This is a genomic window from Streptomyces sp. NPDC048389, from assembly GCF_040706335.1.
In the GTDB taxonomy this organism is placed as follows: Bacteria; Actinomycetota; Actinomycetes; order Streptomycetales; family Streptomycetaceae; genus Streptomyces.
In genome coordinates, this window is sequence record NZ_JBEZKP010000036.1 from 1 (window position 1) to 12,785 (window position 12,785).

Here is a 12,785-nt window from a genome sequence, read left to right on the forward strand (position 1 = left end):
CCCCGTCACCTACCAGAACACCCCCCACCCCCTGCTCCCACCGGAGCTCCACGACGACAACCCGCACGCCCTTCCACGGCGAGTGAACGGCCGACTGCAACACTGACCCGCATGGAATTGAAGCTGCCCGATCTTCCCTTCCCCCTGCGGGCGTACGGTCCCGAGGCCGACTGGTCGTACGAGGACGGTGTGCTGACCGCCTGGGCCGGCCCCCGGCACGACCGTTTCGTGCCGCCGACCGGCCACGCCCTCGAACCGGCCTCCGACGCGCCCCGTCTGCTCGGCGCGCCGGAAGGCGACTTCCAGCTGATCGCCCGTGTCAAGGCAGGCTTCGCCGCGGCCTTCGACGCGGGCGTGCTCTACCTGCACGTCACCGAGCAGGAGTGGGCCAAGCTCTGCCTGGAGCTGTCCCCGGACAAGCCCACGGTCTGCACGGTGGTCACCCGCGGCCACTCCGACGACGCCAACTCCTTCACCGTGGACGGCGACAGCGTCTGGCTGCGCATCAGCCGCACGGGGAAGGCGTTCGCGTTCCACGCGTCCACGGACGGCGAGCACTGGACCTTCGTCCGCATCTTCACCCTCGGCGACGAGGACCGGGCCGGCGCGGCACTCGTCGGCTTCATGGCCCAGTCGCCGGTGGGCGAGGGCTGCGTGGTCTCCTTCGATCGGATCGAGTACCGCGACAGCTGGCCGGAAGGTCTGCGCGACGGCTCCTGACGAGGCCACCGGCCGGGCGGCGCCGTCCGGCCGCCCGGCTCAGGTCGACGGCAGGACCGCTGGGCGCGTTGTCCGGACGGCAGGACCGAAGTGCGCCCGTCGTCCGGACGGCCGTCCCGCTGGGCGCGTCGTCGGGACGGCCCGACCGCTGCGCGCCCGTCGTCCCGTCGTCGGGACGGCCCGACCGCTGCGCGCCCGTCGTCCGGACGGCCTCGACCGGCATCCGGCTGGACCGCGGCCGCAACCGGTACCGCCCGGGGTACGTCTCCTCCCACATGATCAGGACCGCCACCCCCGCCGACCTCGACGCCGTCGCCGCCCTCCACGCGGAGGCCCGCGCCACGTACTACCGGGGCCACATCCCCGACGACGCCTTCGACAGCCCGGCCGAGCACGCCCGCACCAGGGCCGGCTGGGAGAGCGCGATCGGCCGCGCCGCGGTGCTGTGCGCGATACGCCACGGAACCGTGGCGGGTGTGGCCGCGTTCGGTGAGCGGGAGGGCGCCATGACCCTGACGCAGCTCCACGTCGCCCCGGGGTACTGGCGCTCGGGCGTCGGCAGTGAACTCCACACGGCGGTCGTCGAAGCCTGGCAGCGCGCGGGCGTGACGACCGCCCGCCTCGAGGTCTTCGAGAAGAACACCCGCGCCCGGGCCTTCTACAGCCACCACGGCTGGTACCCGGACCCGGAGGAGCCCCTCGTCGGCAACCACCTGATCCTCCGCCTCACGGTCTCGCGCGCCGCGTAGCCCGTGGCAGGGGTGATCGGCGGCGCCCGTTCGGAAGGAGCCGGGGGCGATTCCCGTTGAGCCCTGTGCGGAGGTGCCCTCCGCGACTCACGCCCCGGCGTCCACCGCCACGGCACGACCCTGGAGTGATGAACGAGCATGCGCGTCGAGATCTGGTCGGACGTCGTCTGCCCTTGGACCAACAGAGCCATAGGTTAGCGAGTCCAGTCTGACCTGCATAGATGCACGAAGAGGCCCCGCCCATGCGCCACGGGGTGAAGCGCACAAGCGGGGCCGTCAAGGGGGTACAGCCGGTCAGCCGGGGGCACGTACCGAGGCCGTCTGAGAACGCAGTTCAGCGAGACGACGTTGGTACAGCGGGCCGACAGCATGTGCGCCCCTGGCCTCACTCGGAGTGGCCTGTTCGATTAGGTGATGGGACACCGCCCGAAGGTGCGCGGCCCAAGCGATCACGTGCTGTTGAACCGTCCGCCCGCACTGTTGCGGTTCACCAGGGAGGCACAGCGGGAGTTCCGGCCCGAGCTTGTTCGCGGCGTGCCGTACGTACCGCGCGATGGTCAGCCATTCGTCCTCGGTCCGCTGAATGGCGTTTCCGTCGCCCTCCCACCCCCACGGGCCGAAGTCGTCCCCGTGATCGTCCGTGTGTGTGCTCCCTCATGATCAGCGGATCAGGCCGGTGCGGCGATGGTAGCGGCGCTCTCCGCTTCCCTGGGGTCGCAGTGCCCGACCGAGGGAACGCACGGACCACATGGGCCGCACATCGGAAGGAACTGAGGCGGGGTGCACGACTGGACACCGTCCCCGTGGACGGCCGCGATATCGGCCGCAACGCCGGTCATCTGCGCGCCGCCCCAGATATCAGAGATCGGCTTTTCCAGCACGTTGCCGAGAGTCAGGAATCGACCGAGGACGCACGGCCACACATCGCCGGTCGGACCGATGGCGCATTTCTCGTGGGCGCAATGGCGCTCTATCTCTCGTGGCTGGCCGTTGCCTACGCCGACGCGAACGAACCCGAGGAAGCAGCGGCCGCGGCGGAACGGGTGCTCTCTCTGTCGGCAGACGTAGCTAGCGAGCGGACAGCGGAAAGGGTGTGCGTGGTCCTGGCCCGGCTTGCTGAGTACGCCGATGTACCCGAAGTACGGGCCGTTCTGGACTCGGCAGCCTAGGAAGGCAATCAGGTATGGATGCAGGTCTAGCGGCCGTTTGCGGTGCATTGGCGGGCTCGCTTGGCACAATAGGTGCCGCCTTGGCTTCTGGGCGTGCGCAAGTGCGCGCCCGGCTCGCCGTTCCACGGTGCTACGTGGGCGAGGCCCGCTTCGAGAAGGGCCTCGCGGCCTTCGCGCACCGCGACGGGATCGAGGTCGTGCACCGTTCCTTCGAACTGGACCCGAACCGCACCCCGCGTGAAACCACTCCGGTCATCGACATGATCGCGAAGAAGTACGGCCGCACCCGGGAGGAGGCGCAGGCCATGGAGGAGCATGTGGCCTCCACCGCGCACGCCGAGGGGCTCGAGCACCGCACCGAGGGCCGTGAGCACGGCAACACCTTCGACATCCACCGGTTGCTGCACCTGGCGAAGGCCCGCGGCCTCCAGGACGAACTGCTCACCCGGGCCTACCGGCTGAACTTCGCCGAGGAGCGGTCGATCTTCGACCCCGACGTCCCCGCTGCTGCCGCCGATTCCGCGGTCCACTGATCAGTGCCGCTGAACGGTTCCGTGCAGTAAGGCGTGATTGACCCGGTGGCCGGGCCACCGCAGGGTGGTTCCATGGAGATCTCGAAGTCGTTGATCGAAGCCGAGTTCGCACCGCGCACCACGTATCTGAACACCGCCGTGAACGGGCTGCTGCCCCGCCGGTCGGTCCGCGCCGTCACGGCCCTCGCGGAAGAGCTCGGCGAGGGCAGGGCCGGGGGTCCCGGGGATTTCTCCGCGGTGACCGCCGCCCGGCAGTCCTTCGCCCGTCTCGCCGGGGTGGACGAGGGGCGGGTGGCCGTCGGCGGCTCCGTCTCCGCGCACGTGGCGCTGGTCGCGGCCTCGCTCCCGCCGGGTGCGGAAGTGCTGGCTCCCGAGGGGGAGTTCACCTCCCTCGTGACACCGTTCTCCGTCCGTGGTGACCTCAAGCCGCGGTACGTCCCGCTGGACGGGCTCGCGGAGGCGGTGCGCCCCGGCACGGCGCTCGTCGCCTTCTCCGCCGTGCAGTCCGCGGACGGCAGGGTCGCCGACCTGGCGGCCGTACGGGCAGCCGCGGCGGCTCACGGGGCGCGTACCCTTCTCGACGCCAGCCAGTCGGCCGGCTGGCTGCCGCTGGAGGCGGGAGACTGGGACTTCACCGTCACGGCCGGCTACAAGTTCCTGCTCTGCCCGCGCGGGGTGTCGTTCCTGACGGTGACCGAGGAGGCGCAGGAATCGCTGCCCGCCCTCTACGCGGGCACCGTCTCCGCCGAACGGCCGTGGCAGGACGACACCATGTACGGCCCGATCACCGAACTCGCCCGTTCCGCCCGCCGGTACGACGAGACGCCGGCCTATCTGCCGTATCACGCGGCCCAAAAGTCGCTGGCGCTGCTGGAGGAGGTCGGCATCGAGGCCGTGCACGCCCATGGCACCGCGCTGGCCGCCCGGTTCCGGGCCGGCCTGCGGGAGTACGGTCACGAGCCGGTGCCGGGCGACTCGGCGACCGTGGCCGTCCCCGGTCTCGGCGGCCGAGCCCCCGAGCTGGGCCGTGCCGGGATCCTGCTCTCCGGGCGGGCGGGGAACCTGCGTGCCGCCTTCCACCTCTACAACTCGTCCGCGGACGTGGACCGGGCGCTGGACGTCCTGGTGGGCCGCTGAGTGACGGTGCTGTTCCGGAAGCCTGGCGCGCTGCTGAGTGACGGTGCTGTTCCGGATGTCTGGCGTGCTGCTGAGTGACGGTGCTGGTCCGGACGCATGACGCGCCGTACCCCTCGCCCCGGCCCCCAGCCGGCCTGGTCAACGCGGCCACGCGGTGGCCGGCGCCGCGTCCGCCGGGGTGCCGACGAGTCGCCGAAGACCGGCCCTGCCGCTCGGCGGGCACGCGGAAGGCCGGTCTCCTCGTGGAGACCGGCCTTCCGCGGATGGCTGTGAGGACGTCCTACCGCACCGGCGTGAAGTCCCGCGCCCCGATGAACTCGGGCCGCGGCACCGGCGCCGCGAAGGGCTCGACCGCGGTGTTCTCCACGCTGTTGAAGACGATGAAGACGTTGCTGCGCGGGTACGGCGTGATGTTGTCACCCGAGCCGTGCATGCAGTTGCAGTCGAACCAGGTCGCCGACCCGGCCCTGCCGGTGAAGAGCCGGATGCCGTGGTCGTCGGCGAAGCGGGTCAGCGCCTCGTCGGACGGGGTGCCGGCGTCCTGCATCTGCAGTGACTTCTTGTAGTTGTCCTTCGGCGTCTCGCCCGCGCAGCCCAGGAACGTCTTGTGCGACCCCGGCATGATCATCAGACCGCCGTTGGTGTCGAAGTTCTCGGTCAGCGCGATCGAGACGGAGACGGTGCGCATGTTCGGCAGGCCGTCCTCCGCGTGCCACGTCTCGAAGTCCGAGTGCCAGTAGAAGCCGGAGGCGCCGAAGCCCGGCTTCACATTGATACGGGACTGGTGGACGTACACGTCGGAACCGAGGATCTGGCGGGCTCTGCCCACCACCCGCTCGTCGCGCACCAGCGAGGCGAAGACCTCGCTGATCTTGTGGACCTCGAAGACCGACCGCACGTCCTGGGACTTCGGCTCGATGATCGAGCGCTCGTCGGCCCGCACCCGGGGGTCGCTGATCAGGCGCTCCAGCTCGGAGCGGTAGAGAGCGACTTCGTCGTCCCCGATCAGCTGGTCGACGGCGAGGAAGCCGTCCCGCTCGAAGCCCATGAGGTCGTTCGTGGTGATCGGGCCGGGGGCTCCCGGTGCCGACCAGACGACCGGGTCCTTGCGCGGGGTCAGCACCTCGCCGGCGCCACGGGTCGGGTACAGATCGGTGCGTGCAGGTGCGGTGGTCATTGCTCAGCCCTCCTCGGTCAGCAGCGGGTAGACGCCGTTCTCGTCGTGGTCCTCCCGTCCTGTGACGGGCGGATTGAAGACGCATACGCAGCGGAAGTCGGTCTTGGGACGCATGGTGTGCTTCTCGTGCCCGTCCAGCAGATACATCGTGCCGGGCTCGATCCAGTGCGTCTCGCCCGTCTCGTCGTTGGTGAGTTCGGCCTCGCCCTCGACGCAGAGCACGGCCTCGACGTGGTTCGCGTACCACATCGACGTCTCCGTACCCGCGTACAGCACGGTCTCGTGGAGCGAGAAGCCGGCCTTCTCCTTGGCGAGCACGATGCGCTTGCTCTCCCAGGTGCCGGAAGCGGACTTCACATGGCGCTCGGTGTTCTCGATGTCCTTCAACGATCGGACGATCACGGTGGTTCTTTACCTCTCGGTCGCAGGTGGTCAGGCGGTCTCTCGGATACAGCGCGCCAGAATGCGCAGGCCCTCGTCCAGCTCGTCGGCGGAGATGGTCAGCGGGGGCAGCAGCTTCACGACCTCGCTCTCCGGTCCCGAGGTCTCCAGCAGCAGTCCCAGCTCGAAGGCGCGGGCGCAGACGGCGGACGCCCGCGGCTTGTCCTCGAACTCCAGGCCCCAGACCAGGCCGCGTCCGCGGAAGCTGACGCCTTCGCCGCCCATCTCGTCGACGATCGCGAGCAGCGCCCGCTCGACCTGCTCGCCGCGGGCGAGGGTCTGCTTCTCCATCTGGCCGTCGGCCCAGTAGGTGTTGAGTGCGGCGGCGGCCGTCACGAAGGCCGGGTTGTTGCCACGGAACGTGCCGTTGTGCTCGCCCGGCTCCCAGACGTCCAGCTCCGGCTTGAACAGCGTGAGGGCGAAGGGAAGCCCGTAACCGCTGATGGACTTGGAGACGGTGACGATGTCCGGCACGATGCCGGCCTCCTCGAAGGAGAAGAAGCCGCCGGTGCGGCCGCAGCCCATCTGGATGTCGTCGACGATCAGCAGCATGTCCTGGCGGTGGCACAGGTCCTGCAGCGCGCGCAGCCACTCGGCGCGGGCCACGTTGATGCCGCCCTCGCCCTGGACCGTCTCGACGATCACGGCGGCGGGCTTGTTGAGACCCGAGCCCTGGTCCTCGAGCAGCCGCTCGAACCACAGGAAGTCCGGGATCTGGCCGTCGAAGTAGTTGTCGAACGGCATCGGCGTGCCGTGCACCAGCGGGATGCCGGCGCCGGCCCTCTTGAAGGCGTTGCCGGTGACGGCGAGTGAGCCGAGCGACATGCCGTGGAAGGCGTTGGTGAACGAGACGATCGCCTCGCGCCCCTTGACCTTGCGGGCCAGCTTCAGCGCGGCCTCGACGGCGTTGGTGCCCGTCGGGCCGGGGAACATGACCTTGTAGGGCAGGTCACGCGGCCGCAGGATCACGTTCTGGAACGACTCCAGGAACGCGCGCTTGGCGGTGGTGGCCATGTCCAGGCCGTGGGTGATGCCGTCACGCTCGATGTAGTCGATCAGAGCGCGTTTCAGCACGGGGTTGTTGTGCCCGTAGTTGAGCGATCCGGCACCGGCGAAGAAGTCGAGGTAGGTGTGGCCGTCCTCGTCGTGGAGGTGGCTGCCCTGCGCGCGGTCGAACACGGCGGGCCAGCCGCGGCAGTAGCTGCGCACCTCGGACTCGAGGGTCTCGAAGACGCTCAGGGCGGGCGGGGTGATGGTCACAGCGAACTCCAGGGGGTGGGGGTGGGCGCGAGAGGTCTGGGATCACACGGCGCGTGCGGCATCCCGTGCCGGCACGCGGCTTCCGGCACGTGTCAGGCAGTGACCGGGCCGATGCGGTACAGCACTTCCGGCTCGTGCGTCCCCTCGGGGAACAGCCCGCCGTCGAAGAGGACCTCGCGGCTGAGGGATGCTCCGTGGCGCTTGGCGTAGGAGGTGAACAGGGCGTCGGATGCGGTGTTGTCCGGGGTGATGGTGGTCTCGATCTCGCGTACCCCGCGTCCGCCGCTGACCTTGGCGGTCAGCGCGTCCAGCAGGACGCCGGCCAGTCCCCGGCCACGGTGGGCCCGGTCGACGGCCACCTGCCAGACGACGAGCGCCTCGGGGCGGTCCGGGCGTACGTATCCGGTGACGAAGGCGATGGGCTCGCCGTCGCGGCCGCGGGCCACGACGGAGGTGGCCGCGAAGTCGCGACACCACAGCAGGTAGCTGTACGAGGAGTTGAGGTCCAGGACCTCGGAGTCGCGGGCGATGCGCCAGATCGCGGCTCCGTCCTCCACTCGTGGGGTGTCGATCTCCAGGAATTCGTCTCGGGCTCGTACAAGGTCTTCTTGTGCGGCGGTCATGTCGATTCAATTTACCGAGCAAATTTCGAGATTGCATCGGCTCAGGGGGTTGGGTGGCGAGAGCCGTTGTGTTATCGCGCGGGCGCGAGCCCGAAGCCGATCAACGAGCGAGCGCACGCATTTATGGGGATTTTTCCGGGCATACTGTCCTCGATGTGGGGTCGGTCACATGTTGGTAACCCCGTTGACACGTGATTGAATCGGCTCCTGAACCGATATGAATCTCCACGTTTAGGCGCCAAAATCGGGGGCAGCAGAATGCGGGGAGCTGCTTGCGGGAATTCGCTCCCCGTATTTATCCTTGCGTTGTGGTCCGGAATGAATGCAAGTTTTCGAAAAGTAGCCCGGACCGGTTACTTCCAGCTTTCGTCCGCCGCCCGGCGCCCGGCCTCGAGGTCCACCGTCGTGCCGTGCTCGGTCAGTGCGCCGCCGAGCGCCGCGAGCGAGGACTGCACCACGTCACGGCTCGCGTCCACACCGTAGTGGTTGACCCGGATCAGCTCCGCGGCAAGCGCCAGCAGCGCCTCGCCCTGCATGATGATCAGGTCCTGCTCGGTGCCGAGCAGCTCCGCGACCCGGCGCTCGATGGAGGCGAAGTGCTCGGCGGTCAGCGGGGCCAGGTCCAGCAACGGGTGTGTCACGGCGGTGCTCTGTTTCTCTCGATGCCGAAGCGTTGTTCAGTGGCGTCCGGACGGTGTTCGGACGGTGTTCGGGCTCTCGCCCGAGACTACCGACGGCCTCGTAGAGTTCCTGACATGAGCGATCACACGGTGCTGCATGTGAAGGGGCGGGTGCTCGTCGGGCCCGAGGAGGTGCGGGACGAGGTGTGGGCGGTGGACGGCCGGATCACCTTCGAGCGCCCGCGCGCAGAGGCGGTCAAAGTGCACGGCTGGGCGCTGCCCGGGCTGGTCGACGCCCACTGCCATGTCGGCCTCGACCGGCACGGCCCGGTCGACGCCGTGACCAGCGAGAAGCAGGCCCTTACGGACCGCGAGGCGGGCACGCTGCTGATCCGCGACGCCGGCTCACCCTCCGACACCCGCTGGATCGACGACCGCGAGGACCTGCCCAAGATCATCCGTGCCGGGCGGCACATCGCCCGCACGCGCCGCTACATCCGGAACTACGCCCATGAGATCGAGCCCGAGGACCTTGTGGCGTACGTGGCGCAGGAGGCCCGGCGGGGCGACGGCTGGGTCAAGCTCGTCGGCGACTGGATCGACCGGGACGCGGGCGACCTGACCGCCTGCTGGCCGCGCGGCGCGGTGGAGGCGGCCATCGCGGAGGCACACCGCCTGGGGGCCCGGGTGACGGCGCACTGCTTCGCCGAGGACTCGCTGCGCGACCTCGTCGAGGCGGGGATCGACTGCATCGAGCACGCGACCGGGCTCACCGAGGACACGATCCCGCTCTTCGCGGAGCGCGGCGTCGCCATCGTCCCGACCCTGGTCAACATCGCCACCTTCCCCTCTCTCGCCGCGGGCGGGGAGTCCAAGTACCCCGCGTGGTCCGCTCATATGCGCCGGCTGCACGAGCGTCGCTACGACACCGTGCGCGCGGCCTACGACGCCGGTATCCCGGTCTTCGTCGGCACGGACGCGGGCGGCTCCCTGGCGCACGGCCTCGTGGCCGCGGAGGTCGCCGAGTTGGTCAAGGCCGGCATCCCGCCGCTCCAGGCCCTGTCCGCGACCGCCTGGGGAGCCAGGAGCTGGCTGGGGCGCCCGGCGATCGAGGAGGGTGCTCCGGCGGACCTGGTGGTCTACGACGAGGACCCGCGCGCCGATGTCCGGGTGCTCGCCGCGCCGCGCCGGGTGGTCCTGAACGGGCGGATCATCGACTGACGGGGCCAAGGGGCGCGGGGTTGACCGGGCGTGACCTCTCGCCCGCGCATGTCGTTGAAGCACTTCAGCCGCGATGGGAGCACTTCACGCGCGCCCCCGCCGCGTGCCCGGCGCACCACCCCTGGACCGTGCATAGCACGTCCATACGGGAACGCATGTTCCTCAAGTTTCGAAAACTATCTCGGAAATCCCACTTTGGAGTGAACTCACCTCAGGTGTCTGCCGGTTCACTCGGTGTGCGTAAAGATTCCGGTGTCTGGTCGCCGCCGCCCGCGTGTCCCCGTGGGACGGCCTGCGACGCCATGTCTCTGTGGGGGTTCCACCACCTTGAACAGCAACACCTTCCGCATGCCCGCACGCAGGGCCGCCGCCGCGACGGCAGCGGTCGCGCTGGCCGCCGTACCCGTGGCGGCCGCCACCCCGGCCCACGCCACCGGCGGCGGCGAGGGCCGCGCCACCGCGGTCGTCCTCCGCGCCGGTCTGGACGTCTCCCTGCTCGACAAGACCGTGCAGGTGCCCCTGAAGACGACGCTCAACGAGGTCAAGGCGCCCGCGAGCGCCGAGAAGACCGCGCTGAGCGTCGAGTTGGACGGTGTCGCGGAGGGCAGGCCGGTCCGACTGCTGCGTGCCGACGTGGCCACCTCCGAGGCCACGGTGCACGGCGGCAGGGCCGAGGCGCACAGCAACCTGGTGAACGCCCGGGTCCATGTGCCCGGTCTGCCGCTGCTGTCGCTGATCGAGGTCGAGAAGGTCACGTCCAGGGCCGTCTGCGCGGCCGGGGAACAGCCCGTCGCCGAGTCGAACGTCCTGGGCAAGGTGAAGATCCTCGGCAAGAAGGTCAGGCTCACCGCAGGAGGGCCTACCCGCGTCGCGGTGCCGGGCGTGGGGGAGGTGAGCCTCGAGCTGTCGAAGACGCACACCACGTCACGCACGGCCGCCGCGACGGCGCTGCGGCTCGACGTCGCCGTCGACCCGCTGAACCTGAACGTCGCGGAGGTCCGGGGCAGGGTCACGCTCGTGGAGGCGACCTGCGAATCGCCGGACGCGTCGAAGACGCCCGCACCGCCCACCGAGCCCGCACCGCCCGCCGAGCCCGCACCGCCCGCGGAGGACAAGCCGTCGGAGGGCAAGCCCGCGGAGGGCATCTCCGCCCAGTCCGGTGCGGAGCCCGCGGAGGGGAACCTCGCGGAGACCGGCGGCAGTTCCACGACTCCGTACCTCGCGGGCGGCGCCGCCGTCCTGCTCGCCGCCGGCGCCGCGGCGACGTACCTGGGCCGTCGCAGGTCCAGGGGCTGACGGCCCGTCCCGCCGGTCGGGCCCCTCAGGAGGGGGAGGGGCCCGACCGCGCACCGGGTGGGGGACCCGTCAGTGACCGACCATCGCCAGTGCCTGGTCGAGTGCCTGCAGGAACCGGTTGGTCGTGATCCGATCGCGGACCGCCAGCCGCAGCCAGTCGTCGTCGAGCCCGGGGAAGGTGTCCCCGCGCCGGACCGCGAAGCCCAGCAGCCGCAGCCGCTCCCGTACCTGCGCCGCACGCCGCACATGGACGAGGACGAACGAGCCCTCGGCCGCTTCCACCGCCCGCACCTCGTCGAACTCGGCCAGCCCCGCCAGCAGATGCGCCCGGTCCGCCGCGATCCGGCACGCGGCCGCCTCCGCCTCCGCCAGCGCCGCCGGGCCCATGCACGCCTCGGCCGCGACCAGCGCAGGCGTGGACACCGGCCACAGCGGCTGCGCCCGCTGGAGCGCCGCCGTCGTCTCCGGCTCCGCGAGCACATACCCGACGCGCAGACCCGCGAGCCCCCACGTCTTGGTGAGGCTGCGCAGCACCACCAGACCGGGCAGGTCACAGCGCCCGGCCAGTGACTCGCGCTCGCCCGGCACCGCGTCCATGAACGCCTCGTCCACGACCAGCAGCCGTCCCGGCCGGGCGAGCAGGGCGATGTCCTCCGCCGCGTGCAGCACCGATGTCGGGTTGGTGGGATTGCCGATCACGACCATGTCCGCTTCGTCCGGTACGGCCTTCGGGTCGAACCGGAAACCGTCGTCCTCGCGCAGCAGCAGCCGCTCCACCGTGTGCCCGGCGTCCCGCAGCGCCGCCTCCGGCTCCGTGAACTGCGGGTGCACGACAAGCGGCCGCCGCACCGGAAGGGCACGCGCCAGCAGGACGAACGCCTCCGCCGCGCCCGCCGTCAGCAGCACCCGCTCCGGTGGCAACCCGTGGCGGCGGGCGACGGCGCCACGGGCCGCCCGGCCGTCCGGGTACGCGGCGAGCGAGCCGAGCGAGGCGGCTATGCGCTCACGCAGCCAGTCCGGGGGCGTCCCGGCACGGACGTTCACGGCGAGATCGGTCAGTCCCGCGGCCCCGTCCCGCACTTCCGCGTCACCGTGGTGCCGCAGGTCGTGCCCGCCGGAGCACGGCCCCGGCTCCTCGGGGGGACCGGGGTGCTCAGCGCGCGCGTACATGGCGGCCGTGCCGTGGTGGGGGAGAGCTGGTCACGGATGTCTCCTCGGTGTGGGGGGAAGGATGGGAGGGCGAACGGTGTAGAGGTTCGAACGGAGGGTGAACACACGCACGACGGTCATCATGGCGCCTGTGGCCGGATCGTGGCAGTGGCCGGGGGCTGTGTGACAACCGGGGGCGTCCGCGCACGTCGTGTTTCCGGGAGGCGGTCGCACGCGTCACCTCCGGCGGGCGACCGCACACGTCGCCCCGGGCGGCCGGCCCACCGGGGCCGACCGCCGCTTGGGTACGAGCAGTTCGCCGCCGCCCGCCAGCGCCGCGGCTTCCGCGACCGACGGCGTCCCCACCGCGCGCAGGGCGGCCGGTGACGGGTTCTCCACCGGCACCCGCGCCAGCCGCCCGGCGCCGTACGCCAGCAGCGGAACGCCCAGCCGCTCGGCGGCGCCCACCACTCCGGGCTCCGCCGCCTTGGCGTCGACGGTCGCCAGCGCCACCACGTCGGCCGGGGACAGCCCGGCGTCGCGCAGCGCCCCGACGACCAGCGCGTGCACCTCGTCGACGGGCACCCCCCGCGACGCACCGATGCCGACGACCAGGCTCATGGTCTCCGTCAACGGTGGCTCCTTCGGGCGGTGTTCGGCGGCGGGTCAACCAGGGGAATCGTCGGCTAC

General features: G+C 70.8%; 13 protein-coding genes and 2 pseudogenes. 7 read left to right on the forward strand and 8 right to left on the reverse strand.

All coding sequences use genetic code 11. From position 1 onward, the window contains the following. Nucleotides 1–111: 111 nt before the first annotated feature. On the forward strand, nt 112–720 hold the full coding sequence (locus AB0903_RS22855; protein WP_366705556.1) for a DUF1349 domain-containing protein: 609 nt from the start codon (nt 112–114) through the stop codon (nt 718–720). Between the two features lie 68 nt (nt 721–788). Continuing rightward, nucleotides 789–1,469 (forward strand): GNAT family N-acetyltransferase, encoded by a 681-nt coding sequence (locus tag AB0903_RS22860; RefSeq protein WP_366705558.1) that lies wholly within the window; start codon nt 789–791, stop codon nt 1,467–1,469. A gap of 668 nt (nt 1,470–2,137) precedes the next feature. Here the strand turns inward: AB0903_RS22860 and AB0903_RS22865 are convergent. Continuing rightward, complete coding sequence (locus tag AB0903_RS22865; RefSeq protein ID WP_366705688.1) at nt 2,138–2,392, reverse strand: hypothetical protein; 255 nt, start codon at nt 2,390–2,392, stop codon at nt 2,138–2,140. Here AB0903_RS22865 and AB0903_RS22870 point away from each other — a divergent pair. From AB0903_RS22870 to AB0903_RS22880, 3 genes are all read left to right on the forward strand, one after another. Continuing rightward, on the forward strand, nt 2,273–2,638 hold the full coding sequence (locus tag AB0903_RS22870; protein ID WP_366705694.1) for a hypothetical protein: 366 nt from the start codon (nt 2,273–2,275) through the stop codon (nt 2,636–2,638). The two genes, AB0903_RS22865 and AB0903_RS22870, sit on opposite strands and share 120 nt — an antisense overlap. Nucleotides 2,639–2,718: 80 nt before the next feature. Next, a complete protein-coding gene (locus AB0903_RS22875; protein ID WP_366705560.1) occupies nt 2,719–3,171 on the forward strand; it encodes a DsbA family protein in 453 nt (150 codons plus the stop codon). A gap of 72 nt (nt 3,172–3,243) precedes the next feature. After that, nucleotides 3,244–4,308, forward strand: coding sequence for an aminotransferase class V-fold PLP-dependent enzyme (locus AB0903_RS22880; protein WP_366705562.1), 1,065 nt, complete (start codon nt 3,244–3,246; stop codon nt 4,306–4,308). A gap of 280 nt (nt 4,309–4,588) precedes the next feature. Here the strand turns inward: AB0903_RS22880 and thpD are convergent, their stop codons facing one another. The 5 genes and pseudogenes from thpD to AB0903_RS22905 all read right to left on the reverse strand — a co-directional run. Next, the gene (gene thpD, locus AB0903_RS22885; protein WP_366705564.1) at nt 4,589–5,485 is read right to left on the reverse strand and encodes an ectoine hydroxylase; all 897 of its coding nucleotides are present in this window, start codon (nt 5,483–5,485) and stop codon (nt 4,589–4,591) included. Nucleotides 5,486–5,488: 3 nt separating this feature from the next. Then, a complete protein-coding gene (locus AB0903_RS22890; RefSeq protein WP_366705566.1) occupies nt 5,489–5,887 on the reverse strand; it encodes an ectoine synthase in 399 nt (132 codons plus the stop codon). A 30-nt stretch (nt 5,888–5,917) separates the two neighbouring features. Next, nucleotides 5,918–7,186: a diaminobutyrate--2-oxoglutarate transaminase gene (gene ectB / locus AB0903_RS22895; RefSeq protein ID WP_366705568.1), complete on the reverse strand. Its 1,269-nt coding sequence runs from the start codon at nt 7,184–7,186 to the stop codon at nt 5,918–5,920. A gap of 92 nt (nt 7,187–7,278) precedes the next feature. Further along, nucleotides 7,279–7,809 (reverse strand): diaminobutyrate acetyltransferase, encoded by a 531-nt coding sequence (gene ectA, locus AB0903_RS22900; RefSeq protein ID WP_366705570.1) that lies wholly within the window; start codon nt 7,807–7,809, stop codon nt 7,279–7,281. Between the two features lie 509 nt (nt 7,810–8,318). Beyond that, nucleotides 8,319–8,450, reverse strand: a pseudogene (locus AB0903_RS22905) (alanine--glyoxylate aminotransferase family protein); the annotation flags it as partial. Nucleotides 8,451–8,564: 114 nt separating this feature from the next. On the opposite strand from AB0903_RS22905, the gene AB0903_RS22910 reads away from it, so the two are divergent. Both AB0903_RS22910 and AB0903_RS22915 read left to right on the forward strand, forming a co-directional pair. Continuing rightward, entirely contained in the window at nt 8,565–9,650 is a 1,086-nt protein-coding gene (locus tag AB0903_RS22910; protein ID WP_366705572.1) for an amidohydrolase family protein, read from the forward strand. Between the two features lie 327 nt (nt 9,651–9,977). Continuing rightward, complete coding sequence (locus tag AB0903_RS22915) at nt 9,978–10,946, forward strand: SCO1860 family LAETG-anchored protein (protein WP_366705574.1); 969 nt, start codon at nt 9,978–9,980, stop codon at nt 10,944–10,946. 69 nt (nt 10,947–11,015) lie between these two features. Here the strand turns inward: AB0903_RS22915 and cobC are convergent, their stop codons facing one another. Beyond that, a complete protein-coding gene (gene cobC / locus AB0903_RS22920) occupies nt 11,016–12,116 on the reverse strand; it encodes an Rv2231c family pyridoxal phosphate-dependent protein CobC (RefSeq protein ID WP_366705576.1) in 1,101 nt (366 codons plus the stop codon). 222 nt (nt 12,117–12,338) lie between these two features. Further along, nucleotides 12,339–12,713: pseudogene (locus tag AB0903_RS22925) on the reverse strand (cobalamin biosynthesis protein); the annotation flags it as partial. Between the last annotated feature and the right edge of the window lie 72 nt (nt 12,714–12,785).